The following is a 26,183-nucleotide window of genomic DNA, read 5'->3' as shown; positions in this document are numbered from 1 at the left end:
GGCAAACTCCCAAAGTGTTAGCTGCTTCATTTGGTTTCACGTACTTTGCCATATTAGTATTATGGCTCACCATGTACGCATTGTTCAGTCTTGTCCAATAAATTAATGATTAGAGGCATACCGATCGCCTGGGATCGATAAAAAGATTCACAGTTTGTCAATATTGTCAATAAATTTTAGATTTTACACGCCCTGGGATGGTCTTGAGAGGGCTAGATATCTTGTTAAAATGATGAGTAAACCTGAATAATTTTTAGCAGAGGCGTAGTTGCTATGACCGTTGCATCCCAAAAAATGAGCCTGGAAGAGTATCTGAACTTTGATGATGGTACAGATACTCGGTACGAACTGGACAATGGAGAACTGATTGTTATGCCCCCAGAAAGCCAACTCAATTGCCGAATTGCCTCATTGCTATTTGCTCTATTCTTGCAACAGGGTATTCCATCTTATCGATTGATGATGAAGACTGAAATTGTGGTGAGTAGTTCGCGGGCTGGGAGTCGTTTACCGGATTTGATGGTGCTATCGGAGGAATTGGCTACGGCTTTGGAGGGGAGTAGCCGATCGACTATTATGAGCGATATGCCACCACCATTGCTGGTAGTAGAAGTGGTGAGTCCTCATCAAGAAAATCGAGATTATCGCTACAAACGTTCTGAGTATGCGGCGCGAGGGATTCCAGAGTATTGGATTGTTGACCCAATACAACAGCGGGTGACGGTGTTGGAGTGGGTTGAAGGTTTGTATGAAGAGGTTGTGTATACGGGTGATAGCGCGATCGTATCTCCTGTATTGGGCGTTTTGGAATTGACGGCCGAACGGCTATTGCAAGGGCGTTGAAAAAGTGGGTGATATTCAATTTTAGATTACTTAGAAATATTGTTAAAATGATGAGTACACCTGAATAATTTTTAGCAGAGGCGTAGTTGCTATGACCGTTGCATCCCAAAAAATGAGCCTGGAAGAGTATCTGAACTTTGATGATGGTACAGATACTCGGTACGAACTGGACAATGGAGAACTAATTGTTTCGCCCCCAGAAAGCGATCTAAATCGCCGAATTGGCTCATTTCTATTGACTCTATTTTTTCAACTCGGTATTCCAACTTATCGATTGAGAATTAAGACTGAAATTGTTGTCCTTGGTGCGCGGGCGACGACTCGTTTTCCCGATGTGATGGTGCTATCGGAGGAATTGGCTACGGCTTTGGAGGGAAGTAGCCGATCGACCATTATGATGGATATGCCACCACCCTTGTTAGTAGTAGAAGTGGTGAGTCCTCATCAAGAAAATCGAGATTATCGCTACAAACGTTCTGAGTATGCGGCGCGAGGAATTGCGGAGTATTGGATTGTTGACCCGATACAACAGCGGGTGACGGTGTTGGAGTGGGTTGAAGGTTTGTATGAAGAGGTTGTGTATACGGGTGATAGCGCGATCGCCTCCCCTGTGTTAGGCGTGTTGGAACTGACGGCCGAACGGCTATTGCAAGGGCGTTGACTTTAAAGTGCGATCGAGAATCTGCACGAACAAAAATTGAATTTTCTGTTTGAGATTAGTGAGAAATATTGCTAAATTTTAGATATACATTAATTTATTTATGGTGTCATAAATCCCTGGATAAGTGGGTGCATCTGTGTTTGGCAATTATATTCGTAGGGGCGAAGCATGACGGCTGTAAATCTCTGGCGATCGCTAATAAATTGTCTGCGGTCATGCTTCGTCCTTACACAATCGGGATGCTCCCGGATCGGTAGGTATATTTCATCAATTTTTTCATCAATTTTAGAACCTGATATTTCGTGTATTCATTTAGTCGTCATCAATGACACTTATTAGCAAATAGTAAACCAGTTTCAACACAAATTAAGTCGCTCATTTCTAGCTAGAAGATGCTCTATCTGGTGTTACCCGATCGCCCCAAACAACATCTCCAACAGCCACCAAAAGCGCGATCGAGCTAAAATCCCAAATCTCAAATCTCAAATCCGACGACCGATGACTTCCTTAAAAGCGATTTAAGATAGAGAGAATAAGATCAACCAAAAATCCAAATGACATCAACCCTGCTCAAATCCTCAGCCCGATCGCCCATCAACGCCCCAACCATCCGCCATTTCCCCAATGGGCTCACAGTCATCGCCGAACACTTGCCGGTTGATGCGGTTAACCTTAGCATTTGGGTGAACTTGGGCTCCGCCGTCGAATCCGACGAAATCAACGGGATGGCTCACTTTTTAGAACACATGATTTTCAAGGGAACTCCCAGTATTCAAAGCGGAGAATTTGAGCGGGCGATCGAACAACGCGGCGCAGTCACCAATGCCGCCACCAGTCAGGATTACACAAACTACTACATCACCACAGCCCCCAAAGACTTTGCCGAACTAGCTCCCCTGCAAGTCGATGTGTTGCTAAATGCCAGCATTCCCGACGATGCCTTCGATCGCGAAAGACTGGTAGTCTTAGAAGAAATTAGGCGATCCGAAGACAATCCCGGCCGCCGCACCTATCAGCGATCGGTCCAAATAGCCTTTGAATCCTTACCCTATCGCCGTCCCGTCCTCGGCCCTAGCTCGGTGATCGAAAACCTTACCGCGCAACAAATGCGCGATTTCCACCGCAGCAGATATCAGCCCAGCGCCATGACAGCAGTGGCTGTAGGGAATTTACCCGTGGATCAATTAATTCAAATTGTGGCAGACAGTTTTTCGGCAAAAAGCACAGCACAAAACGGCAACATAGACATCGCTGCTGCCAAAAATCACTCAACACCCCAAACCCCGACATACTTTCCAGAATCGCCCTTGACAGAAACAGTCCGCCACGAGTTTGTCGATTCGGCTCTCCAGCAAGCCAGACTGATGATGATGTGGCGAGCACCCGGTTTCATTGACATCTCCGAAACCTATGCCCTAGACGTTTTAGCCACTATTTTAGGTCACGGGCGCACAACTCGCTTAGTTCAAGAGTTGCGAGAAGATAAGGGGCTAGTCTCGTCCATTTCTGTGAGCAACATGACTCAGCGACTAGGCGGTGTTTTCTCAATTTCCGCTCACCTGGTGGCGGAAAACTTGCCAGAAGTCGAAGCAGCCATTGTCCGACACATCCGCACTCTGCAAACTGAACTGGTGACAGATGCTGAAATTTCCCGCATCCGCACTCAAGTGGCAAATCGGTTTGTGTTTGGTAACGAAACTCCAAGCGATCGGGCTAGTTTGTACGGCTACTATCAGTCGATGGTAGGAGATATCGCTCCCGCCCTCAACTATACCGCTTGCATCCAAGCTCTGACTCCCACGGATCTCCGGGATGCCGCCGTCAAATATTTGTCTCCCGATGCGATCGGCATACTGATCGTTCGCCCTTCCTGATTTTGCAGTCTCCCCTTGAAGGTTTTGTATCGAATCATGAATACAAAGCCTTCAACATAGGGGCGATCGACAAAACTATCGTAATTTTCTGAGAGGATAAGCTTGGAATTATTACACATGGGTGGGCAAGGATGAAATTACAAAACTTTCTAAAATCCCAAATGAGGTACGATGTCAAGGCGATCGCGGCTGACGACGAACTCAGTCGCCAAATTCAAACTCGCCTGATTGACTTGGGTTTACTCAAACCCCCCGTAGACGGCTTATTTGGTCCCCTCTCTACCGCCGCTCTCCATCGGTTTCAAACCCTGATGAAGTGTGGCGAACTTGGTTTTTTGGGAGCAGTCACAGCCGAAAAGCTGATCGAGACCAAAAAGGGAGACATTCCCACACCTCCGATCGTCCTAAAAATCCTCAAAGACACAGTTTTTAAAGCAAAACCTCTGGCAACTTCTCAACTTCTTGACGCGGAAAAACAGTCAATACCAGCGGGAAAAGAGTTTGAACTGATTGCTTTTGCTCCCATTCGCGGCCACCTGAGAATTGCTTTGCGCAACCAGTCCTTTAAAGGTTCGGGGATTTGGTATGTTTTGGGAACCCAGGCTCAAGTTACTCAAGAAGGTGTGGTGCTCTATCCCAAAATAAATCCACCCACTGTCAGACTGGGAGTTCCTTACCGCTCCCAAATGGATAATTTTTACAATCCTAGTGGTTCTTGTAATGTAACTTCCATAGCAATGTGTCTGGATTTTTTGAGGATTGCGCGACGCAAAAAAACCGGGCAATTTGAGGACGAACTCTACGAATATGCGATCGCCAAAGGTTACAGTCGTTGGGAACCGTTGGATTTAGCAAAGATTGTCAAAGATTATGGTGCCCAAGATTACTTTACAGAAAATGCAACTATTCAGGACCTTAGAGATTGGCTAGCCAGTGGCAATCCGGCTGTGATCCACGGATATTTCACGTCTTTCGGTCATATCATCGTTGTAGTAGGTTATGACAGCGATGGATTCTTTGTTCACGACCCCTATGGAGAGTGGTTTCCCGATGGCTACGACACGAGTATTAGCGGTTCCTATTTGTATTATTCCGAGCGTTTAATCCGCAACGTTTGTATGCCTGACGGGAATTTCTGGGTTCATTTTATATCCAAATAATTGGGCATTGGGAATCGGGCATTGGGCATTGGGCATTGGTTATTAGTTATTAACATTAACTAATAACCAACAGTTAACAGTTAACAGCGAACAGTCAACAGCGAACAGTCAACTAACTATTAATTTTCATACTCAAATCCAGCCAAGTCGATCGCGTAATCGGAGCACTGGTTGAAATATAATCAACTCCGGTTTCCGCCACACTCCGAATAGTTTCCAAAGTAACATTCCCGGAAGCTTCAATTTTCACCCGATCGCACTTTTCGCGAATTATTGCCACAGCCTGCCGCATCAAATCGCAGGACATATTATCTAACATGATGATATCCGCCTTGTGCTGTAAGGCTGTCTCTACCTCAGCCAGAGTTTCGGTTTCAACTTCGATTGTCAGCGGATAGGGGATAGAATTGCGAATTAGGGCGATCGCCTCGGCAATTCCCCCAGCCGCCGCAATATGATTGTCTTTAATCATCACCGCATCATCTAATCCCATCCTGTGATTGCAAGCACCACCGATTTGAGTCGCGTATTTTTCCAACAATCTCAACCCTGGTGTTGTCTTGCGGGTATCCACCAATTGCACGGGCAAATCGGCAATTTTGTCAACATATTTCTGAGTTAAAGTAGCGATGCCGCTCAAACGCATTGCCAAGTTTAATGCTACTCTTTCTCCGGTTAGCAGCGCATCGAAATTGCCAGAAATCTCGGCGATTACTTCTCCTTTTTCGCACAGTTTCCCTTCCGGTACTTGGGGGATGAAACTGAGGTTGCTGTCTAAAAGTTTAAATGTGCGATGTGCGATCGGCAATCCGGCAATGACTCCAGCTTCTTTGACTATCCATTTAGCAGTACCCTGGATGCTGGCTGCGGGGAATAAGGCCGATGTTGTGCGATCGCCCCTACCGATATCTTCTAGCAGCCAGTTGTGCAATAGGGAGTCTAAAACTATCCAAGGTGGCAATATTGCTTTCATGTTTTTGTCGGTTGTTATATTAATAGGAATTACGCATCAAAACCCAAGAAACCGGGTTTTTGCCAGAGAATCGGGCTGTAACAAAGTATCTCGGAAAAAACCCGGTTTCTGACTACCGGTGCGTCCAGGACTGCTATTAGGAACGATAGTCGATCGCGTAATTTTAGGCAAGTTGAATCTCAGCGAGGCGTTTACATCCTCAACTTGCATTTTGAACTTCTAGCTCCACCGCTCCATCGGTTAACGCCACAAACGCACCTGCTCTAGAACACAAGATTCCAATGTTTATATCGAATGAAAAATAACCATGTGCCCATGTTGGAAGCTGAAGAGTATTACCGAGAACTAAAATAGAATGGGGTCTGACTTGAGTTTGAAGTTGCCGTCTGTATCTATATTCTGATAGCTGTCCAACGCCCAAACGAATACGCGGTTGAAAATTTATTCGATTGATAGTCTTAACTTCAAAGATGGTTTCTAAGCCATCTCTTTCTGCAAGTAGATCAACAGAGTTCGGATCATCTGCTACGTTGTATGAAAGCTCTGTTAATGTGGCTGCAAGCCTTGCGATAATTTCTTGATGCTGGCGTGTTTTATCACGTAGTCGCGTTCGTCCTTGAACGATGCTTTCAACATCAATGTCAACGTTTACATCAACAACTTCAGGAATGCTTGGTAAAAAAGGTCTGAGATTAATTTCTGTAGTGACCGGAGGACTATCAATTGCATAGAGCAACTCACGATCAGGGTAGTTTTCTGAAAGATATTCTTGGCTTCGTAACTCATCAGGTGTTATCCACTGAGATTCAATGGTTGGGCTGCCAAAGAACCCATACCACGCTAAGGCATTTTCACGCTCAACAGAACTCTGTGGCATCCAAAAAGTTGCTGGATCACTATGAAATTCTAAAACTGCCTGAAGTTGCTCAATTTCTGCCAAAACCGTAGATGATAAAGAAATGCTGTTGCCTTCTTTAACTGCAAAGTCACTTTGCCCCAAAAATTGAAACCACTCTTGAACATCTCGCAGCCTACGTTTATCTACCTGAGATGTATCATCTGACTGTCTCAGTTGTAGTAATCTTGCATAAGCCTCTTGCCAGTAACTATTACGGATTGTGGGTACAAGTGATAAAAGGCACTCGCGGGTATCTAGAGTGGGAGAAAAACCTTGCCGATACAGTTCAACCAGAATTTGTAAAATTAGCACTCCGGGCTTGATTAAAATTCCTGAATTGACATCTAGCTGTGTTCGATTTGGTGGAATGCTTATTCCTGCTTGTGATAGCTCTCCTTTTACCGCAGGAGATATATCTGTTTTGTGTCCATTTGGATATTGGTAAGCAAGAACTTGAGTAGAAAACAGTTCAGAGTAACCAATCGTGCCATCAATATACATTAGACCAATTGGCGTTAACTGTGGCTGTCTAATGTATCTCGTCGAGTAGATAAGTCCCAAATCAGGGAGAATTTGTTGATAATCACGCCAAGCATCTATTTGTCCAGAATCTGATCTGACATTTGGGGTAAAAATTTCTTGAGCGACTAGAGTTTGATTGACCAGCGTTCGATAGTTTGGATATTGTCTGAATCTATAAGCTGACTCAAGAAGTGCAAAAACTTCTCTTGAGTTTACCCTTCCCATGTGATGATTGAAAGACCAAGAATATCCTGGATAAGGAAGCGTCATACCGCTAACTCCTTCTTATTTAGACTTTTTAGTGTATGTCGAATAGATTCTCCCACAGCCAAAGCAAGTAGTGGAGGTACAGCATTACCAATTTGCCTGTACTGTGCTGTTGATGTTCCTAATAACTTGTACCAATCTGGAAATGACTGAAGACGCGCCGCTTCTCTGACAGTGATGTGTCGAGGAATGTATGGATGAATATGAGGTCTACCACCACCAGATTTAGAACCAACCAATACTGTTCCTGAAGGCTTTTCAGGCTCGATTCTATCTGTATGATCTACTTTGTCCCTTCCGCCTGGTGGAATTTTCTCGTATCGGCTACGAACTCTATCGCCATGAATACGAATATCATGATTATATAGACCATCAACGTTCTCCAACGCCAGCTTTGCAGGTATCCAATCTGAAATATTCTGATTAAGTAAGTTTAAACTTGATGGATCGCGATATCTAGGTTTAGGAAATGTAAATTCAGCAGGTTGACGAAAACCCACTACAAAAACTCTTTTTCTAATTTGTGGCACTCCATAGTCAGCAGCATTCAAAGTCTCTGTATGAATGTCGTACCCCGTCTCTACCTGAAAGTTCTCGTAAAGCTTTTCCCAGTCTTCACCATTGTTGATGGTTAATAATCCTGGTACATTTTCAAAAACAAAAGCTTCTGGTTCTAGCTCATTTATAAGGCGAATGTAGTCAAAGACAAGCTGTCCTCGAATATCTGAGAAAGAACCTCTCTTACCTAAAATGCTGAATGCCTGACAAGGTGGGCCTCCTGCAATGAGGCTGATCCTTTCAGCCTTGATCTGTTCTCTAATTTCATGTCCCTTTAAATCCCTAACATCTTTAGCTTCCGTCACGCAATTTGGGAAATTGTAAGCAATAGTATCACAATAATATTGAACTTCATCATTTGAGTAATTAAAGTCAAAACCTGCTAGGGATAAGCCCAAATCAAGCCCTCCGCCTCCTGAAAAAAGAGAAACTGCAACCAACTCCTTGCTCCTTTTTCGGGGCAACCGTAGAGAGTTCAAAGCAGTAAGATACGAGTTCATTTAGGTTTTAACCACTTAACAAGGAGCTACAAGACTTAGGATTTTACCTCAAAAAGTGATGGTTTGGGTAAAAATTCACAAATCTTCTCTACTAAAGCATTGCCCAATTTCCTCGGCTCCAGCTTATGCAGTCCACCGCCATATACGGCCTCACCCATAGCGTGACTCATCAGAAATCCGATCCCGTAGCGTGCCGTAGGCGATCGCCTGTGATGATTGTGTTAAAATCAAGACGACTGAAAGAGGCAATTGTTATGACTATTCGTGAGATCGCGATCGCCAAATTGCAGCAACTTCCAGAATCATTCTTGCCAGAAGTCAGCGAGTTCATCGACTTTGTGATGCACAAGCACCAAAATAGAATAGCTGAACCCAAACTCCCAGACGATATTGCTAAAGCTTGGGCCAAATGGTTCGAGGAGGTCGATCGCCTGGAAGTAACGACTAATCAGCCGGAGAGCGAATTTAAGCTACAGTAAAAGCTATATTTTCACTTCACTACATTAGGTACATTTCCACTCCCTAAAACCTGTGTAGCATCTAAAACTTCTATCCCTACTAATAACTCATTTTCCCCAATATTTAAAGCAATTTCCTCAGTCAACTGTAAAGTGCGACACTGATGCTTACCTTCTACAAGTCTAATATAGAGAGCATCAATTTCGGAATCATAACTAATCTTCATAAACTTTTACCTCTTATTCTTCAGTCCGCGAAGGCGGACTTCGTTTGTGTAGAAGCGGTTTCAACCGCCGAGTGATCCTAACAACTCCCCAAAAAACTAAAGCTCCTTTCCGTTGTTGCGGGAAAAGAGCTTTAATTTATTATTAACCTGGCACCGAGCTATTTTACCGGGCAGTGACCCGCCGAGTATCTTCGCCATAGCAACGTTTAACAACCGAGTTCGGGATGGATCGGAGTGGTTCCATTACATCATAAGCACCAGGAAAGCTTTGAAAACTTTGAATCCTGTGTCTGCGTTAAACTTGATGCGCTGCATCTTTTTCGCTCGACACTTATTACATTACCAAACTCCCCTAAGTTTGTCAACCCCTTGGTGAAAAGTTTTTTTTCGATCATGTCCTGAAGTCCGATGAGAGGCGAGAAACCGGGTTTTTACGAAAATATTTCGTTGCAGGCGACAGATTCGGAAAAAACCCGGTTTCTGGGAGTCTGAGCGCGTCAGCCCGATCGCAAATCCAAAAACCCAGCATCCACACCCTACTCTCTGCGAATCTTCGCATCCTTCTCAAACCACGCCACAACCTGCTTAACTGTTAATTGCTCGATCGCACTTTCAGCTTCCACAGCAATTTGCCTCAACGGCCGCAAAGACGCAACCACCAAATTCGTAAAAAAGTTTTCAAAACTAGCATCAAGTTCGATCGACCCTTTAATACTCTCATCATTCCTAACCCAATCCATCACTTGCCCATTTGTCACCTCAGCCACCGGCAAACCAGTCTCCCCAGCAATTTGCTTCAACACCCTCAAAGCATAAATAGCCAGCCGCGCCGAAAACTTCTCCTTCGACGACAACAGCGCCATATCAACTTCCGCGCACTCTTCCGGCTTTAAAAAATCAGATTCCATAGTTATTGGTTATTTGTTATTGGTTATTTGTTATTGGTTATTGGTTATTTGTTACTACTGCCAACTGACAACTATCAACAGCCTACTGACAACAGTCAACTGTCAACTGACAACTAACTTCTTCCTAGCAATCAAATAACCGCAGCGATGTTCTCCATCAATAATCCAGTGAGTCCGCTCCACAGTACAATCCGGCAACACAGCCGCAAACATCTCCAACTCATTGCCACAGACACTGGGAAAAGTTTCGGCCACATTAGAAATAGCACAATTGTGTTCCATAAACACAAAACGATCGCCCTTAACATCGCGATCGCACATTTCCACACCTACAGATTCCACAGGATAACACTCAGCCATATAACCTTCAGCCTTGCGAAGTTCAACCAACCCACTCACCCGCTCTTGCAGCGAACCCGCACCCACCAAGCGGCGGTACTCCATCGCCTTGCGTTCCCACTGCTTTTGCAGAATCGAAATCACCTGCTCGCGGCCAACAGTTTCAGCCAAAGTATCCAGCAAAGAAACCGCAAAATCCCCATAACGATTCCCGAAGCGATCGCGCCCCAAACTGGTAAGCTCGTAAATATGCTGCGGCCGCCCCATACCAGCCTGCACCGACTGATACTGAATCAGCCCCTCCCCCTCCAAATCCTTCAAATGACGGCGAATCGCTTGGGGGCTGATATCCAAAGCCTCCGCCAACTCAAGAGCAGTCCCTTGACCACCCTTGAGCAAAAACTGCAAGATGTCTTGTTTAGTGGAAGTCTGCTGAGTCTGCATCATCTTCACAAAAAAATATTTCTGAGACTTTGACAATATCACTATTGTTAATGTAGCTTAAAATATAGTTAAGCAACAGATTTGTTGTTTAACTCAACAGAGCAGTCCAGCAGAACTCGCTCAAGCCCAGACAGCCAAACGATTTTGGATTTACGATTTTGGATTTTAGATTTACGATTTGTTCCATCCTTAAAGGACGGGCTTTTACCAAAATTCCCCAATCCAAAATCCAAAATCTAAAATCTAAAATCCCCAGTCTGCCATCTTTGAGAGCACTATCTAGAACACTGAACACGCAAAATCATGAGCTCTACAGTCACAACCCTAGTCAACCAACCCTACAAATACGGCTTCGTCACCGACATCGAGTCAGACACCATCCCCCGCGGCTTGAGCGAAGATGTAGTGCGGCTGATTTCCTCCAAGAAAAACGAACCGGAATTCATGCTGCAATTCCGCCTCAAAGCATACCGCAAATGGCTGACCATGACCGAGCCCACCTGGCCTCATGTCAACTATCCGGCGATCGACTACCAACAAATTATCTACTATTCAGCGCCAAAACAAAAGCCCAAAAAACTCAACAGCTTAGATGAAGTTGACCCGACACTACTAGAAACCTTCGAGAAACTAGGCATTCCCCTCTCCGAACAAAAGCGCCTGGGAAATGTCGCCGTCGATGCCGTTTTCGACAGCGTTTCCATCGCCACCACATTTAGAGAAAAACTAGCCAAAGACGGCGTTATCTTCTGTTCCATCTCCGAAGCAGTCAAAGATTATCCCGAACTCATAGAAAAATATCTCGGCAGCGTTGTACCCGTTGGCGACAACTTTTTCGCAGCCCTCAACTCCGCCGTATTCAGCGACGGTTCCTTCGTGTACATCCCCAAAGGCGTCAAATGCCCGATGGAATTATCCACCTATTTTCGCATCAACAACGGAGATTCCGGCCAGTTCGAGCGCACCTTAATTGTTGCCGAAGAAAACAGCTCTGTTTCTTACTTAGAAGGCTGCACCGCACCCATGTTTGACACCAACCAACTACACGCCGCCGTCGTGGAATTGGTAACAATGGATAACGCCGACATCAAATATTCGACAGTCCAAAACTGGTACGCCGGCGACGCCAATGGCAAAGGCGGCATTTACAACTTTGTGACAAAGCGCGGCCTATGTCAAGGAGTCAATTCCAAGATTTCTTGGACGCAAGTAGAAACAGGTTCCGCGATTACTTGGAAATATCCCAGTTGCGTATTAGTCGGCGACAACTCCGTAGGCGAATTCTACTCAGTAGCGCTGACAAACCATAAACAGCAAGCTGACACTGGAACTAAAATGATTCACGTCGGCAAAAATACTCGCAGCACGATTATTTCCAAGGGAATTTCGGCGGGAAACTCTTCCAATAGCTATCGCGGCTTAGTGAAAATGGGGCCAAGTGCTAAAGGTGCTCGCAATTATTCTCAGTGCGATTCGATGCTGATTGGGGATAATGCTCAAGCGAATACTTTCCCTTATATTCAAGTGCAGAACCATACTGCTAAAGTGGAACACGAAGCTTCGACTTCCAAAATTGGTGAAGAGCAATTGTTCTTCTTCGCCCAGCGGGGAATTTCCGCAGAAAATGCGATTTCGATGATGATTAGCGGTTTCTGCAAAGATGTTTTCAATCAGTTACCAATGGAATTTGCCGCGGAAGCTGACAAGCTATTGAGCCTGAAGCTCGAAGGAAGTGTCGGGTAGAAGGAAGAAGTCACCCCCCTGCCCCCCACCCCCCCCTAGCCCCCCCCAAGGGGGGAAGGAAGAAGGAAGAAGGAAGAAAATTCCTCGTTCCCAGGCTCTGCCTGGGAACGCATATCTAGAGGCTCTGCCTCGCATTTCTCTCCCGCGTTTCCGGCGAGGCAGAGCCTCGTGACACGCATTCCTAGGCAGAGCCTAGGAACGAGGAAGACGAGGAAGAAAAAACTGTAAACTCCATTGAGGCAAAGGAAAAAAAGAGATGATTGTTGAAAATAGTCAAGTGGTATTGTCAGTCCGCAACTTAACTGCGAATGTCGAAGATACCCAAATCCTAAAAGGTTTGAACCTAGAAATTAAATCCGGCGAAATCCACGCCATCATGGGCCCAAACGGTTCAGGAAAAAGCACCTTATCCAAAATCTTAGCCGGCCATCCTGCTTATACGGTAACAGGCGGAGAAGTCACCTTTTTAGGGCAAAATTTACTAGAATTAGCACCAGAAGAACGCTCTCTGGCTGGCGTGTTTCTAGCTTTCCAATATCCTTTAGAAATTCCGGGTGTCAGCAATCTCGATTTCTTGCGCGTGGCTTACAACGCTCACCTGAAACATCGCGGCTTGGAAGAATTAGATGCTTTTGATTTCCAAGATTTGATAGAGCAAAAACTGGATATTGTCAAGATGAATTCGGCTTTTTTAGACCGCAGCGTGAATGAGGGTTTTTCCGGTGGCGAGAAAAAACGCAACGAGATTTTGCAAATGGCGCTTTTAGAACCGAAGTTAGCCATTTTGGATGAGACAGATTCTGGTTTGGATATCGATGCTCTCAAGATTGTCGCTGGCGGTGTGAATCAATTGTCAACTGCCGAAAATTGTATGTTGGTGATTACTCACTATCAGCGGTTGTTGAATTACATTATTCCTGATTTTATTCACGTCATGGAAGGTGGCAGAATTATTGCGACTGGCCCGAAAGAGTTGGCGCTAGAGTTGGAAGAACGCGGTTATGACTGGATTTTAGAAGAAGAAGCAGCAGGAGTTGGCGCGCGATGATGAATACGCAAGTTGCTACTAGAGAAATGTTTTTGGCTGGTTTGGTAAATCAGTGCGAAAAGTTGGGCGCAGCTAATGCCCAAACAGCCGCTTTCGGGTTGCAGGAATTGCGAGATGCTGCGGCTGAATACGTGCTGGCGGCCAGTTTTCCGACGGTGAAGGATGAAGAATGGCGATTTACTGATTTGTCTCCGCTGTTACCAATTCAGTTTAATGTACCCCAGAGTAATCAGTCAGCAATTAAGTTGTCTGATATTACTATGCCTGTGAAAAACAAGGACGATTTACCTTTAAGATTGGTATTTGTCAACGGTATTTATGCGCCGGATTTGTCAGCGGTGAATTTGCCGGACTTTTATGTAGGTAATTTATCCAATGCACCGGAAAAATATCAGGCGCGCATCGCCGAGGTTTTGAGCCAGCACAGACAACAAACTGAAGTATTTACTGCTTTAAATATCGCGGGTTTGCTAGATTCTGCGGTGGTGTTCGTGCCGGCCAATATGTCGATCGCCCTTCCGATTCATTTGCTGTTCCTGACCGCACCAGGGGCATCTCCCACGATGTGTCAGCCACACTGTGTGGTTATAGCAGAGCCTGGAAGCAATGTAACGCTAATTGAAGACTACGCCACTATTGGTAATATGGCGGCATTTACGAATGCTGTCACCGATGTGGTTGTCGGCGAAAATGCTGCGGTGAATCATGTTCGACTCCAACGGGAAGGTGGGGATGTTGTTCATATTGGCAAAAGTGCGATCGACCAATCTCGCAATAGCCGTTATACTTGTCATGCTATCAGCTTGGGTGGCAAAATATCCCGGCACAATTTAGAAGTCTTTCAGCAAGGCGAAGCCACTGAAACAACTCTAAATGGTTTAACCGTAGCCTTTGGCGAACAAATATCCGACACTCACAGCTTGATTAATTTCAATCATCCCCACGGTACAAGCCGTCAACTGCACAAGTGCATTATCGGTAACAGAGCTCGTGCTGTATTTAACGGCAAAGTTTTTGTTCACAAAGCCGCACAATTGACAGACGCGGGACAGTTGAGCCGGAATTTGTTGCTGTCATCAAGAGCCCGCGTAGACACTAAACCGCAGTTGGAAATTGTGGCCGACAACGTGAAATGTTCCCACGGTGCAACAGTCAGCCAATTAGAAGACGATGAACTTTTCTACTTGCAAAGTCGCGGTTTAGATTTAGAGAGAAGCCGCTATTTGCTAATCGATGCTTTTGCGGCAGAAATTTTGGATAAATTGCCAATTCTGGGAGTAGCAAAAATGCTTTCTACCTGCGTGGCTATCCAAAATTAACTCATATTTGAACAGCCTGTAGGGGCGGGTTTCACGAATAATCATTGCTTAAAACCAACAATCTCATCAACCCGCCCCCACCCAACGACAAATCACTTCTAAAAAATATGACACTTATTCAAGAAAAAACCTTAGCCTCAAAAGTTCGCGGTGACTTCCCAATTCTGAATGAAAAAGTCAACGGTAAACCGCTAGTGTATCTCGACAATGCAGCTACTTCTCAAAAACCTTTAGCTGTACTCAATGCTTGGCGAGAATATTATGAAAAATACAATTCTAATGTTCACCGGGGTGCCCACACTCTCAGTGGAAAAGCCACAGATGCTTACGAAGGCGCTAGAGATAAAGTGGCTGCTTTTATCAATGCAGTTTCCCGCCAAGAAATTGTCTACACTCGCAATGCTACCGAAGCGATTAATTTAGTTGCTTACTCTTGGGGTTTGAACAATCTGCAAGCGGGAGATGAGATTATCCTGTCAGTAATGGAACACCATAGCAATCTCGTTCCTTGGCAAATGATTGCTCAAAAAACGGGTGCGGTGCTGAAGTTTGTGGAGTTAACGAAGACTCAGGAGTTTGATTTAGAGCAGTTCAAAATGCTGATTTCCGACAAAACTAAGTTGGTGTCAATCGTTCACGTTTCTAATACTTTGGGCTGCATCAATCCAGTTAAACAAATCTGCGAAATTGCCCACACTTATGGCGCAAAAGTTTTAATTGATGCTTGCCAAAGTGTGCCACATATGGTAATAGATGTGCAGGCAATGGATTGCGATTGGTTGGTTGCTTCCGGGCACAAAATGTGCGCTCCCACTGGCATCGGTTTTCTGTATGGAAAATTGGATTTACTCAGAGAAATGCCTCCGTTTTTCGGCGGTGGCGAGATGATTGCTGAGGTGTTTCTCGAATATTCCACCTATGCCGATTTGCCGCACAAGTTTGAAGCGGGGACACCTGCCATCGGAGAGGCGATCGCCCTTGGTGCCGCGATCGACTATCTTAGTAACATTGGCATGGATAAGATTCATGCTTGCGAAGCAGAATTAACGGCTTATTTGTTCCAACAATTGCGCCAAATTCCACAGATTAAAATCTACGGGCCGCAACCAGACAGCAACGGTGAAGGTAGGGCTGCATTAGCGGCATTTAGCGCCGGAGAAATTCACCCTCAAGACTTGGCTACCATGTTGGACGAGGAGGGAATCGCAATTCGATCGGGGCATCACTGCACGCAAGCTTTGCACCGCTATTTGAACCTTTCATCGACGGCGCGGGCGAGTTTGTATTTTTACAATACTTATGAGGAGATTGATGTGTTTGTGAAAGCGTTGAAAGAGACGATCGCCTTTTTTGGTGAGATTATGGGATAAGTTGGTTGCTCAGGACTTATGCACAGATTTTATTTGTAGGGTGGGTACTCCGTCCGCTTTGCTCTGCCCACCTTAACTCTAGAGATAGTGTAAAAATTCGATTCTTTCGTCAGTCCTGAATCTATTTTTTGAGGTAGTATATTTAATTAGATGTTATCTAACTTACAGGGTTAGCTATGAAACCTTCAGAACCAGAATCAGTACCGTCCATCTTCTTTGATGAAACCTATCGCGATAACTCCGATCCTTGGGCGTATACGTCTAGCTTTTATGAAACCAGTAAATTCAGAACAACTATCAGGTCTTTGCCAAAAGTCAGATTCAAAAATGCTTTTGAAATCGGATGTGCCATCGGTGTACTTACAGAAAAACTAGCTCCAAAATGTGACAGACTACTGTCAGTAGATTATTCCGAATTAGGATTAGAAGAAGCCCGAAAACGCTGTAAAAACCTCCCACAGGTGCGGTTTGAGCAGATGCAAATACCCCAACAGTTCCCTACTGAGCAATTCGATTTCATTTTATTCTCAGAAGTGGGCTATTATTTGACGAAAGAAGACCTTCAAAAAACCCAGGAAAAAATTATTAATCAATTACTTCCCGGCGGTTATCTTTTGATGGTTCACTTTAGGTATCCAGTAGAAAGCTTCATCTTGAATGGTGACATAGTTCACGATACTTTTGTCGAAAATTATGCATCATCTTTGAAGCACCTAGGCGACCCGCGCCAAAATTTTTTGATGCTAGATTTAGCGCGTCATCACAAACGCTATCGGATGGATTTGTTTCAGCGTTTGTAAGTCTCATCAGCAGATAAATTGCATCTGGGTGTATCGACTATTAACGGTCGATCGCCCTTTTTTCATGCGCTAGGAATTATTTAACCGCAGAGAACACTCTTGACACAGAGGGAGAAAATAGAGCGCTGATTACAGGTTTTGATATAATTCAAAAATCCCATGCAGGATATTGGGTACTTTCTGGTATTATATTTAAATAATATTTAACAGAGAGAGGTTAGTGATGGAACCTTCACAACAGCAATCAACACCACCCAGCATCTTCGATGAAACCTTCCGTGAAAATCCTGATCCATGGGGGTACACGACTAATTTTAATGAAATCAGTAAATTCCGAGCCACAATCAGAGCTTTGCCTAAAGTCCAGTTCAAAAATGCTTTTGAAATTGCGTGTGCTATCGGTGTGCTTACAGAAAAACTAGCTCCAAAGTGTGACAGACTACTGTCAGTAGATTATTCAGAATTAGGATTAGTGGAAGCACGGAAACGCTGTAGCCATCTCCCCCAGGTGCGGTTCGAGCAGATGCAGATACCCCAACAGTTCCCTACTGAGAATTTCGATTTAATTTTATTCTCAGAAGTTGGCTTTTTTTTGACGATGGAAGATTTGCTGGAAACTAAACAAAAAATTATTGACCACTTACTTCCGGGCGGATATCTGTTGATGGTTCATTATCGAGGTACAGCGGGCGATTATTTTATCCTGGATGGAGAGACGATTCACAATACTTTTGTCGAAAATTCTGCCTCATCTTTGAAACACCTAGGCGATCCACGCAAAAAGTTTTTGATGCTAGATTTAGCGCGTCATCACAAACGCTATCGGATGGATTTGTTTCAGCGTTTGTAAGTCTCATCAGCAGATAAATTGCATCTGGGTGTATCGACTATTAACGGTCGATCGCCCTTTTTAATTGGCTTTCATTGTGGCACTGGCATCGGGGATGCCAGAAAATAGTCGTTTCCAAACCGTGAATTAAAGCTATCCGAAAGGGAAATTTTCAACTAAAATTCCCGAATTTCAGGATGAATAAATTCATAACCCGCTTCCTTAATCTTGAGATTAGACACCCTCGCATTATAAGGACGGACGCTAGGGCTTCCATCCCAAGTAACTTGAGGCAAATTATTAGCTTCAAAAATGCGATCGAGCAATTGACTACTCGATAGCGACACATCTCCGACTAAATTACAAACTCCCTGCAATCGCTGTTCCAAAGCAAAAATTAATCCCCCAACAATATCATCAAGATGTACCCAATTAGTAGCATCTTCTCCTCGACCAGGACGAGTAGTGCCGGCCCAACGTCCAAAGATTTTCACCAATTCTCGTCCAGGTCCATAAATTCCACCCAATCGGAGAATGCAAACTTTGAGATTTGGACTTGATGCTGTTAATAAAACTCGTTCTGTTTCTGCGAGAATTTCACTATTTCGATTAGCGGGTGCGACTGGTGACTCTTCATTGACTACTGCACCTTGGCGATCGCCATACACTGAATAAGTCCCTGTATAAATCACCTGCTTGACTGTGGGGTTCTCCTTTAAAACTGATACCAAAGTAGTTGCTGTATCTAAGTAACTTTCCTGATAAGCATCAGGATTGGGAGCGCCTACACATAGCATAACAGCATCTTGGTCTTGCAATAAAGCAGCGATCGCCTCTTTGTCATTTCCTTTAAGCACAGCCACTCGGTGGACAATTGCCTCCAACTGGGCCACTCGTTCCCTGGTGGTGGTAGTCGCAGTCACGGTATAATCAGACTTGGTGCGTAAATTTTTAGCTACCGTTGTACCAACATACCCACAACCGACGATCGCAACTTTCATCAAAAATTCTCCTTGGTTTCATCCTCTCTCAAATTATTACCGGTTTCGACGATATTTTTGCTGTCAGTTTTGTGGTAAAATGTCAAGTGTCGCGATCGACTGGATTAGCATCATGTCTGAAAAAAATATTTTTGCCACATCCTCAGAAAGTGAACTTTTAGCTTTTTATGGAGCTTTATTTGCCATCGCAGCCGCAGATGGTTCCGTGGATATTGACGAACTAAATCTACTATTTAAAACCATAAATTTAGACCAATTTTCTGAATCAGCCAAGACTCAAATTCAATCCTACATAGCTAGTCCCCCCGCCCTCAAAGACTGTTTGGGAACTCTCGCCACCTCTGCTGATACACTCCGTTTGGGAATCATGTATTTTGCCGTCAGCATTGCTTGGGCAAATAATAGCATTCATCCGAAAGAAAGTGAAGCGATCGCCTTTGCCCAAACACAACTAAGAATTTCGGACGAGCAAATTCAAGCTATGCAAGAGTCCATCGCAGATTTCCAAAAAATTAGGGAAGTGGCACCGCATCCAACTCAAGCATCGGCATCTTTCAAGTCAGGTGTTTCCCGACTCAAAACTGCTGGCATTCCTCTAGATTTAATCGATCCCAAATTAACTGCCACAAACATGAGCAATGCCAAAATTAATTACTCCGATGAAACCTTTTGGGCCAAACTGAAAAAATTTGCTTTAACCGCCGGCAAAGAAGTAGTTGAAAAAGCTTTGATACTATACTACACTGCCCAGAATCCCAACGTTCCTGGTTGGGCAAAAGGCGTGGTAATTGGAGCTTTGACTTATTTTATATCTCCGGTCGATGCCATTCCCGATGTATTAGTTGGCATCGGATTTACCGATGATTTGGGAGTATTATTAGCAGCGATCGCTACTGTTTCCGTATATATTAATGCTGATACCAAACAACAAGCTAAACAGAAAATGAAAGATTGGTTTGGCACATAATATTAAGTCTGGTTAATCAACTCCCATTAAATTGGTTGGTAGTGAGGACTTTAGTCATCAAGAACCTAAAGTTATCAATGGGAATCAAGTCCTCACTAGGGATTTAATGAGTCTAGCGAATCACTCTTTAAGAGGTTTGCCTTCTCGATTCACAATCCGGCTTTCACCATCTGATGCCGTCACATTTTCATAAACGCCTTCATCCCGCTTGACGTACTTGCTGAAGCCCTGATTTTTATATTCCGTGTCGGAAGTGGGCTTCATCAACCTCGGAGCACTCAGCAATCGGCGCACCGTCGCATCTGCGGGCGTGTCTCCAAGTTCACACTTAGCCAACTCACACAATTGACCCCAAGTCGAAACTTCCAGGCTCATACTGTGCCAAACTTCTAGCTGCTGGTTGTTGCTGGAACAGAAATAATCGTATACAGGCATAGCAAAAATCTCGATCGCAACTACTAAAATTATTAATTGCACACTTGTTTCGACTATTTTAGCTGAAAATCACTCTAAATTCAACTGAAATAAGTAAAATTTACTATTTTAAATAGTCGTTGACAAACTGCCATCAGCTATATAATTAACCCTGTGCAGTTGGTGGAGATCGTGATGGAGACAATGCTCTTTCCCGATCCTAACCCGATCGCCGTAGCAGTTTGCACAACTATAGCTCGATCGACGGCTAGCAAATGACCCGAAACCTGGCTTAATGCCGTCACAGGATCGATGGTAATTTTCTGACAGCACAAAAATCACTGACCATAACTTTCAATTTTATTTATGTACTCACAACCGAGGATTTACGGATGAGCGATTTCAAAGTTACACCAGAAGTAGAGCTAAAAACAGCTCAAATGTTAGAGCGATATCAACTGCAAGACGAGGCAATTTTACGACGTTGGGCCAAACTGCATGGCATCAATAGCACTCGCGGTTTCTTCTATCCCAGCGAAGTAGACTTGATCGATCATGCCCACCATCACATTTACAATTTGGGAATGAGTATTGCTGACTATCAAAGTCTTTTAGACCGCCGTCGCGATTGTTCTCAAACCGCTGGAGACCAGAACCAAACAGTGGATAGTCAAGTAGCGAATGAAGCTTATGATGCTATAGAAATGTTGACCGAACAGTATTCTGAAGCTGTTGATTTAATGGGAGAACGCATAGCCGATCATTTCATTGACGAACTAGATTTATCTGTGATGAGACACCTTTCTCAAAAAGTGAAAGACCGCCGTGCACTCAACGGTCAAAACCCCAAGCCGAACCGTTTTCTGCAAGTAATAAAAGCAGTGCTACAACCTAGCAGTGGCAATACGCTTTTGGTCCCCAAAAAAAGTGACGACCCTAGTTTAGAATTAGAACATCACCACCGACTCGGCTAAGGGAAAAACCTAAAAAAAAACACCAAAAACCCCGACTTTTGAGAGAAGTCGGGTAGTTTTACCAGCAGGAATAAGGAACAAAGAAGCAGCAAGATGGCAGAAAAATAAGGAAGAAAATTAAGGGTTTTAGCTATTAAAAACTTCCTCACCGCCTGGGCATTTTTTATAATAAAAAATAAATTTATGACTACAGAGGGATTTGTTCTCTGCCGAAATCAGAGACAATAATAAGTCGATCGCACCAGTCCAACTCGCTGAATATAGAGAAATGATTAAATCATGGATGGTAATTGGAATTGTTGTTTTGCTCGTAGGATTAGCTTCTAACTTAATCGCCCCCAGCGATATTAAGTGGTTCAATCGACTGCAACGTCCCAGATGGTTAGTATTTGAAAAAGCAATTCCGTTAATTTGGACGGTAATTTTTATTTGTGGAGCTTGGTCAGCAGTGATTGTTTGGGAAAAATCACCAGGGACTCAGGAGACTTGGTGGCGAATGGCTTTGTACCTGCTTTTAGAAATAGTTACTATGTCTTACACCTCGGTGATGTGCAAACTTCGTAGCCTGAAAGTCGGCACTATTATTGGCGGGACAGGCGCGATTTTAAGCGTCATGCTGGCTTTAAGCGTGTTGCAAGTTTCTGAACCAGCGGCCCTGTTACTATTGCCTTATATACTTTGGAGTCCGATCGGCACTTATACCACTTGGGCAATGATAGAGCTGAATCCAGCGGATGTTTAAGATCAAATCCGGTAGCATCATCCTGTATTCATCTCTCTTCTCTCCCTCTGTGTTCTCTGCGCCCTCTGTGGTTAAATCACCTGACGATGCCACCTTAAAACCGATTTGGAGGCCGAGACGGCTCACTTTCCGGCGGAACAGGAGGCTCAGATTCAGCAACCGGAGCATTGAGCGACTGTTGCCAAACTTGGATTTGCGATCGCGCCTCATCAAAAGACCGAGTACCCGCAGGAATTTTCTTCAAAATAGCGATCGCCCCAGCCAAATCCGACGACGACTGTTCCATCCCCATCGCCAAAATCCGCTGACTCCACTCCTCAATCGCCTGAGTCGCTTGCGATCGCAGAGAACTCCCTTCCGGCACCTGACGAGCCAGGGAAATCGCCGTTTCCAAAGCATCAGGAGTCCCAGCTTGAGCCGCCTGACGAGCACTCTCCAACCCTTGCTGGCTTTGAGCCTGAACATCCCAAGTCCGAATGTTCGATCGAGCTTGCTCGTACAGCACCCGTCCCGGTCGAATCCGCCTCGCCATCTCAATAGCCTCCGTCAAATAGCCCTTGGCCGCTAGCTGCTGAGCTCTGTCCAAAAACGGCTGGTCAACCAGTCGCTGTCTCCTGTCAATCCAAGCTTGAATTTTAGTCTGAGCTTCCCCATACAGAGCTCTACCTTGACCGATCCTCCTAGCTTGAGCAACGGCAGCTTCCAGAGCATTTGGATCGCCTGTATTCGCCAATTCATTAGCCTTTTGCAGAAACGGACTGTCTTCGATCTGCTCCATTTGACGGCTGAAGCGACTAATTAGGGCGCGGGCTTCCCCAGAACGAGGATTGGCTTCGGGAACTGTTTGCAATTGGGCGATCGCAGCCTTTAAATCCTTCACCCCTCCCGGTGCCGCCAGCCGAGAGGCCAAATCCAAAGTTTTCACATCAGCTATTTCCTGTTGCCAACGGGTGACTAAATCTTGAGCTTTTTTGTATAAAGGACGGCTCGAATTCAAATTTTTAGCCATCGCCACAGCCTTCGACAAACCATCAACATTACCTGTCAAAGCTTGACCAGTAGCATTAGCCAACTCATTAAAATCTTTGACTTGTTCCTGTAAACTGCCACCGTCAGGAATCTTATTGGCGATCGCGATCGCCTGCTGCCAATCACCTGATTCCAAACGCTTTTGAGCCTGAGCGAAAATTTTCTGACTCAACTCCCCGATTAGCTTATTTGCAGCTTGATACAAATAACTCTTTTGGTCAATTCCCTGAGCCAGCTTAATCGCCGTCACCAGGTTATCCACTCCTCCATCCTCCGCTTTATTTCGGGCTTTAATTAACTTATTGCCCTCAGCTTTAGTCGCCTGAATTGCCTGAGTTATTTCCTCATATTTAGTGGACTCCCAGAAAGTATTCCCAGTATCCAATAACAAAGTTGCTTCACGGAAAGCTAGAACCCACTCTTCCTTACGCAAGTGGTTTTCTGCCGTGCGGTAAATTTTTTCTGCATCGTTCCAACTAGACTGCCACTTTTCAATCTGCTTTTCCACCATGGGATAAGCGGGAACATTTTGAGGGACTTTACGGGCGATCGCGATCGCCTCCGCCAGTTGTCCTTCTTGAAAATTCACATTTCCCAGCCTGAGAATATCCTCCGCCCACCGATCGATTTGACCGTTAATTCTCGGCCGCATCGGGTGATCCTGTGGCAAAGCATTCACTAATTCGATCGCCCTGAGCAAATCATCCGCCGTCCGTTTGCTAGCAGCTTCTTGAGCACAAAAAAAGCGATCGTTAGCCGAAGCCGTCGGCCAAAAAATCTTCGAGCAATTGGACTGAGAAGTCAGGTTGAACAAAGATGCAATTGCCACAAACCCCATACCCACCGACAGCATCAAACTTACCGCCAGCCAAAATTGCCACTTCTTCGACCACCGCAGCCACCAAGGATTGTTTTCTTCCGGTGGCTGGGAATATTCCCCCGACGAACTCGGCGGTAATGCCGGATGCTCTGCTGGCATTTTGCCCGAAGTCAACATATCGCGGAGTTCTTTTAGTCTCTCAGCGCGGTTTTTCCGTGCGGGAACACGCACTAACGATGAAGTATCTGGTGTTGGTTCCAAGGATTTTGATGCAGACCAATGGCCTGGTGTTTTGGGATCTTGACTCATAGAAGCTAATCTAGCCGACTGATTTATAGCTGGTAAAAGTATAGTCATTTATTGCATGACTAGGGAGGCGTTAAGTCCCTCCCCCTTCCCTTTCACTTTGAGCGGATCGACCCGCCTCGGCTGAACTACGCCCACGACCTATCAAGAGTGCGGAACGCATTTGGGATTGCTTTTCTGAGGATATTGTACGCTGCATTCACATCGGAATTAATTAGCTGACCAGTCGATGTTTTGTACAAACCCCGCTTAATCCGCCCCCCTGTAAACACAGGCTCTTTTTCGGTTTTTCCATAAACAGGAATTGGGTCTAAACCTAAAAAACTGGAGCGGGATGTGTAGGATTCTTCCTGCACAATTACTGTGATTCCCGCCAGCCGAGCTTTGTACTCCAACATTTCAATTAATCGAGAGTGAGGAATACTAACAAAGTTTTGATTGTTTTTCTTCCCTAACTCGATATCTTTGTACTTTGGCAATTTTGGGCGACCCGTGAATTTTGAAGAATCAACTTTGTAAGCTTTAACGGCTTCAAAAAACGATTTCCAATTCTTGTCTAGCACCATCAAGATTTGCTGACTTACTTTAGCTGGCATTGCCTTATATGCTTCGTGAGACTTCATCAATCGGTTCATTTCGTTATAACTGACATAACCCCAACCATAAATAAAGCTCTGACGAATGACGTAATTGGCGGCATTGTAGAGGTTTTTGGACTTGAAAGCTAGTTCGTCAATTTGGGCGAAACGGTGTTCCGTTGATTTAATGATGTGCCTCTGTGTTAGTTGCATTTGAGACTTACGTTTTTTGGGCTATGCGTATTCCTTGTTCAACACTCACAACAATATAATACCATTATTGTTTATAATTGCTTATAAACTCAATGAAGTTTTACAATACTAGGCAGAAGACTACCCACAGTCAACATTGTGGAAGCATCCGGCGATCGATAAATTGGCAATGGGCAATTAGTCAACAGCCAAAGCCTCATTCCTGCCCATTGCCAATTACACATTATTGCCCTAAGAGCCGGACTGCGATCGCAAATCCCCAATCAATTCAGCCAATTGATCGCTGCTAGCCTTGTACACCTCATTACAGAAATGGCAAGTAGCCTCCGCCCCGTCATCTTTTTCAATCATGTCTTGAAGTTCCGCCTCGCCCAGCATTTTTAAGGCTCCCAAAACTCGATCGAACGAACAGCCACATTGAAAGCGGACCATTTGAGTTTCCGGGAAAATTTCCAGCCCCATATCTCCCAGTAGCTGTTCCAGAATCTCGTGCAAAGTTTTACCCGATCGCAATAGTGGCGTAAAGCCAGAAAGATCTGCCACTCGCGACTCCAGAGTAGCAATCAGTGCTTCATCCCTCGCCGCCTTCGGCAGAACTTGCAGCAACACACCCCCAGAGGCTTGGACCCCATCTGCCCCAACAAACACCCCCAAAACCAAAGCCGAAGGAGTCTGCTCAGAAGTTGCCAAGTAGTGAGTCAGATCGTCACCAATTTCGCCGGAAACCAACTCCACCGTACTAGAGTAAGGGTAGCCAAATCCAACATCCCGGACCACATACAAATAGCCATTACCTATGGCCCCACCCACATCAAGTTTGCCTTTAGCATTGGGCGGTAGTTCCACCTCTGGATTTTCCACATAACCCCGAACCGTACCATCGAGTCCCGCATCGATCAGCAATCCGCCCAGAGGCCCATCTCCTTTGATCCGAATATTAACCCTAGATTCAGGCCGCTTCATGCTAGAAACCAGTAACAGTCCCGCAGACATCGTGCGGCCAAGGGCTGCCGTCGCCACGTAGGAAAGTTTGTGCCGCTGTCTGGCTTCTTCAGTCAGGCGGGTAGTGATGACGGCTACAGCGCGAATTCCGCCGTCTGCTGCTGTAGCGCGAATTAATTGATCTGCCATGAAAAACCCTACTTTTGCCTTTTGATCACTGCTTCAATCATTTTAGGAGTTCCTTCCGGTTGGCGTAGCAGGTCATTTAGTTTTGGTAGCAGACTTGTCCCCGATCGCGCTATTTAATTTTTTTCACTCTCAAATCAATATTTTTAGCTAAACAGACGGGAATCCCCACACTATACCGCCTCGGTTAGTGTGGGATGAAAGGCGTGTGAGGCGAGGATTCCGCCCACTTGCAATCTAACAATCAAAGATGTTAGCAGTAAGCGGGCG

General features: G+C 44.9%; 25 protein-coding genes, 1 rRNA gene and 1 pseudogene. 14 read left to right on the top strand and 13 right to left on the bottom strand.

All coding sequences use genetic code 11. The annotated features are described in order from the left end of the window. The first annotated feature begins 273 nt into the window (after nucleotides 1-273). The 4 genes from ACBR23_RS24165 to ACBR23_RS24150 all read left to right on the top strand — a co-directional run bounded on the left by ACBR23_RS24165 (nucleotide 274) and on the right by ACBR23_RS24150 (nucleotide 4,538). On the top strand, nucleotides 274-843 hold the full coding sequence (locus ACBR23_RS24165) for a Uma2 family endonuclease (protein ID WP_371120610.1): 570 nt from the start codon (nucleotides 274-276) through the stop codon (nucleotides 841-843). Nucleotides 844-934: 91 nt separating this feature from the next. Further along, a complete protein-coding gene (locus tag ACBR23_RS24160) occupies nucleotides 935-1,504 on the top strand; it encodes a Uma2 family endonuclease (RefSeq protein WP_371120609.1) in 570 nt (189 codons plus the stop codon). Between the two features lie 554 nt (nucleotides 1,505-2,058). Then, nucleotides 2,059-3,378, top strand: coding sequence for a M16 family metallopeptidase (locus ACBR23_RS24155; RefSeq protein WP_371114034.1), 1,320 nt, complete (start codon nucleotides 2,059-2,061; stop codon nucleotides 3,376-3,378). Between the two features lie 131 nt (nucleotides 3,379-3,509). After that, nucleotides 3,510-4,538: a C39 family peptidase gene (locus ACBR23_RS24150; RefSeq protein WP_341736325.1), complete on the top strand. Its 1,029-nt coding sequence runs from the start codon at nucleotides 3,510-3,512 to the stop codon at nucleotides 4,536-4,538. Nucleotides 4,539-4,650: 112 nt separating this feature from the next. Here the strand turns inward: ACBR23_RS24150 and nadC are convergent, their stop codons facing one another. From nadC to ACBR23_RS24135, 3 genes are all read right to left on the bottom strand, one after another. Beyond that, nucleotides 4,651-5,511, bottom strand: a complete 861-nt coding sequence (gene nadC / locus ACBR23_RS24145) for a carboxylating nicotinate-nucleotide diphosphorylase (RefSeq protein ID WP_371120608.1) — start codon at nucleotides 5,509-5,511, stop codon at nucleotides 4,651-4,653. A 199-nt stretch (nucleotides 5,512-5,710) separates the two neighbouring features. Beyond that, on the bottom strand, nucleotides 5,711-7,201 hold the full coding sequence (locus ACBR23_RS24140; RefSeq protein WP_371120607.1) for a hypothetical protein: 1,491 nt from the start codon (nucleotides 7,199-7,201) through the stop codon (nucleotides 5,711-5,713). Next, the gene (locus tag ACBR23_RS24135; protein ID WP_371120606.1) at nucleotides 7,198-8,196 is read right to left on the bottom strand and encodes a DNA cytosine methyltransferase; all 999 of its coding nucleotides are present in this window, start codon (nucleotides 8,194-8,196) and stop codon (nucleotides 7,198-7,200) included. Before ACBR23_RS24135 ends, ACBR23_RS24140 begins: the two co-directional genes overlap by 4 nt. Before the next feature lie 185 nt (nucleotides 8,197-8,381). Between ACBR23_RS24135 and ACBR23_RS24130 the strand changes: the two genes are divergently transcribed. Next, the gene (locus ACBR23_RS24130) at nucleotides 8,382-8,735 is read left to right on the top strand and encodes a hypothetical protein (RefSeq protein WP_371120605.1); all 354 of its coding nucleotides are present in this window, start codon (nucleotides 8,382-8,384) and stop codon (nucleotides 8,733-8,735) included. Between the two features lie 11 nt (nucleotides 8,736-8,746). Here ACBR23_RS24130 and ACBR23_RS24125 read toward each other — a convergent pair whose 3' ends face one another. The 4 genes from ACBR23_RS24125 to sufR all read right to left on the bottom strand — a co-directional run bounded on the left by ACBR23_RS24125 (nucleotide 8,747) and on the right by sufR (nucleotide 10,635). Then, nucleotides 8,747-8,941 carry a DUF2283 domain-containing protein gene (locus ACBR23_RS24125; RefSeq protein WP_371114026.1) on the bottom strand — a complete coding sequence of 65 codons (195 nt, stop codon included), beginning with the start codon at nucleotides 8,939-8,941 and terminating at the stop codon, nucleotides 8,747-8,749. Between the two features lie 145 nt (nucleotides 8,942-9,086). Continuing rightward, a 5S ribosomal RNA gene (gene rrf, locus ACBR23_RS24120) occupies nucleotides 9,087-9,203 on the bottom strand. 274 nt (nucleotides 9,204-9,477) lie between these two features. After that, a complete protein-coding gene (locus tag ACBR23_RS24115; RefSeq protein WP_371114025.1) occupies nucleotides 9,478-9,849 on the bottom strand; it encodes a hypothetical protein in 372 nt (123 codons plus the stop codon). Nucleotides 9,850-9,951: 102 nt separating this feature from the next. Next, nucleotides 9,952-10,635, bottom strand: a complete 684-nt coding sequence (sufR, locus tag ACBR23_RS24110; RefSeq protein ID WP_371114041.1) for an iron-sulfur cluster biosynthesis transcriptional regulator SufR — start codon at nucleotides 10,633-10,635, stop codon at nucleotides 9,952-9,954. A 300-nt stretch (nucleotides 10,636-10,935) separates the two neighbouring features. On the opposite strand from sufR, the gene sufB reads away from it, so the two are divergent. From sufB to ACBR23_RS24080, 6 genes are all read left to right on the top strand, one after another. After that, complete coding sequence (sufB, locus tag ACBR23_RS24105) at nucleotides 10,936-12,375, top strand: Fe-S cluster assembly protein SufB (protein ID WP_371114024.1); 1,440 nt, start codon at nucleotides 10,936-10,938, stop codon at nucleotides 12,373-12,375. Between the two features lie 256 nt (nucleotides 12,376-12,631). Then, complete coding sequence (gene sufC / locus ACBR23_RS24100; RefSeq protein ID WP_371120604.1) at nucleotides 12,632-13,423, top strand: Fe-S cluster assembly ATPase SufC; 792 nt, start codon at nucleotides 12,632-12,634, stop codon at nucleotides 13,421-13,423. Further along, entirely contained in the window at nucleotides 13,420-14,742 is a 1,323-nt protein-coding gene (sufD, locus tag ACBR23_RS24095; RefSeq protein ID WP_371120603.1) for a Fe-S cluster assembly protein SufD, read from the top strand. Before sufC ends, sufD begins: the two co-directional genes overlap by 4 nt. Nucleotides 14,743-14,849: 107 nt before the next feature. After that, on the top strand, nucleotides 14,850-16,112 hold the full coding sequence (locus ACBR23_RS24090; protein WP_371120602.1) for a SufS family cysteine desulfurase: 1,263 nt from the start codon (nucleotides 14,850-14,852) through the stop codon (nucleotides 16,110-16,112). Nucleotides 16,113-16,288: 176 nt separating this feature from the next. Next, nucleotides 16,289-16,912 carry an SAM-dependent methyltransferase gene (locus ACBR23_RS24085; RefSeq protein ID WP_371120601.1) on the top strand — a complete coding sequence of 208 codons (624 nt, stop codon included), beginning with the start codon at nucleotides 16,289-16,291 and terminating at the stop codon, nucleotides 16,910-16,912. A 223-nt stretch (nucleotides 16,913-17,135) separates the two neighbouring features. Beyond that, nucleotides 17,136-17,762, top strand: coding sequence for an SAM-dependent methyltransferase (locus tag ACBR23_RS24080; protein ID WP_341736312.1), 627 nt, complete (start codon nucleotides 17,136-17,138; stop codon nucleotides 17,760-17,762). A gap of 155 nt (nucleotides 17,763-17,917) precedes the next feature. Here ACBR23_RS24080 and ACBR23_RS24075 read toward each other — a convergent pair whose 3' ends face one another. After that, nucleotides 17,918-18,742, bottom strand: coding sequence for an NAD-dependent epimerase/dehydratase family protein (locus tag ACBR23_RS24075; RefSeq protein ID WP_371120600.1), 825 nt, complete (start codon nucleotides 18,740-18,742; stop codon nucleotides 17,918-17,920). A 112-nt stretch (nucleotides 18,743-18,854) separates the two neighbouring features. Here ACBR23_RS24075 and ACBR23_RS24070 point away from each other — a divergent pair, with 112 nt between their 5' ends. Further along, nucleotides 18,855-19,709, top strand: a complete 855-nt coding sequence (locus ACBR23_RS24070; protein WP_371120599.1) for a DUF1232 domain-containing protein — start codon at nucleotides 18,855-18,857, stop codon at nucleotides 19,707-19,709. Nucleotides 19,710-19,829: 120 nt separating this feature from the next. Here the strand turns inward: ACBR23_RS24070 and ACBR23_RS24065 are convergent, their stop codons facing one another. Together ACBR23_RS24065 and ACBR23_RS24060 are read right to left on the bottom strand one after the other, a co-directional pair. Continuing rightward, nucleotides 19,830-20,186 carry a zinc ribbon domain-containing protein gene (locus ACBR23_RS24065; protein WP_340518751.1) on the bottom strand — a complete coding sequence of 119 codons (357 nt, stop codon included), beginning with the start codon at nucleotides 20,184-20,186 and terminating at the stop codon, nucleotides 19,830-19,832. 95 nt (nucleotides 20,187-20,281) lie between these two features. Further along, nucleotides 20,282-20,428: a hypothetical protein gene (locus ACBR23_RS24060; RefSeq protein WP_371120598.1), complete on the bottom strand. Its 147-nt coding sequence runs from the start codon at nucleotides 20,426-20,428 to the stop codon at nucleotides 20,282-20,284. A gap of 87 nt (nucleotides 20,429-20,515) precedes the next feature. Here ACBR23_RS24060 and ACBR23_RS24055 point away from each other — a divergent pair, with 87 nt between their 5' ends. Then, nucleotides 20,516-21,097 carry a hypothetical protein gene (locus ACBR23_RS24055; protein WP_371114016.1) on the top strand — a complete coding sequence of 194 codons (582 nt, stop codon included), beginning with the start codon at nucleotides 20,516-20,518 and terminating at the stop codon, nucleotides 21,095-21,097. 268 nt (nucleotides 21,098-21,365) lie between these two features. Then, nucleotides 21,366-21,839: a TspO/MBR family protein gene (locus ACBR23_RS24050; RefSeq protein WP_340518793.1), complete on the top strand. Its 474-nt coding sequence runs from the start codon at nucleotides 21,366-21,368 to the stop codon at nucleotides 21,837-21,839. Nucleotides 21,840-21,933: 94 nt separating this feature from the next. On the opposite strand, the gene ACBR23_RS24045 is transcribed toward ACBR23_RS24050, so the two are convergent. The 3 genes and pseudogenes from ACBR23_RS24045 to hslO all read right to left on the bottom strand — a co-directional run bounded on the left by ACBR23_RS24045 (nucleotide 21,934) and on the right by hslO (nucleotide 25,916). Then, entirely contained in the window at nucleotides 21,934-24,045 is a 2,112-nt protein-coding gene (locus ACBR23_RS24045; RefSeq protein WP_371114015.1) for a hypothetical protein, read from the bottom strand. Further along, nucleotides 24,046-24,785 (bottom strand): annotated as a pseudogene (locus tag ACBR23_RS24040) (zinc ribbon domain-containing protein). A 231-nt stretch (nucleotides 24,786-25,016) separates the two neighbouring features. Further along, nucleotides 25,017-25,916 carry an Hsp33 family molecular chaperone HslO gene (gene hslO, locus ACBR23_RS24035; protein WP_341736306.1) on the bottom strand — a complete coding sequence of 300 codons (900 nt, stop codon included), beginning with the start codon at nucleotides 25,914-25,916 and terminating at the stop codon, nucleotides 25,017-25,019. Nucleotides 25,917-26,183: the final 267 nt, after the last annotated feature.

It is taken from the genome of Microcoleus sp., assembly GCF_041354475.1.
In the GTDB taxonomy this organism is placed as follows: Bacteria; Cyanobacteriota; Cyanobacteriia; order Cyanobacteriales; family Microcoleaceae; genus Microcoleus.
Note: the sequence above shows the minus strand (reverse complement) of the source record. Positions and strands in the feature narration are given on the sequence as shown.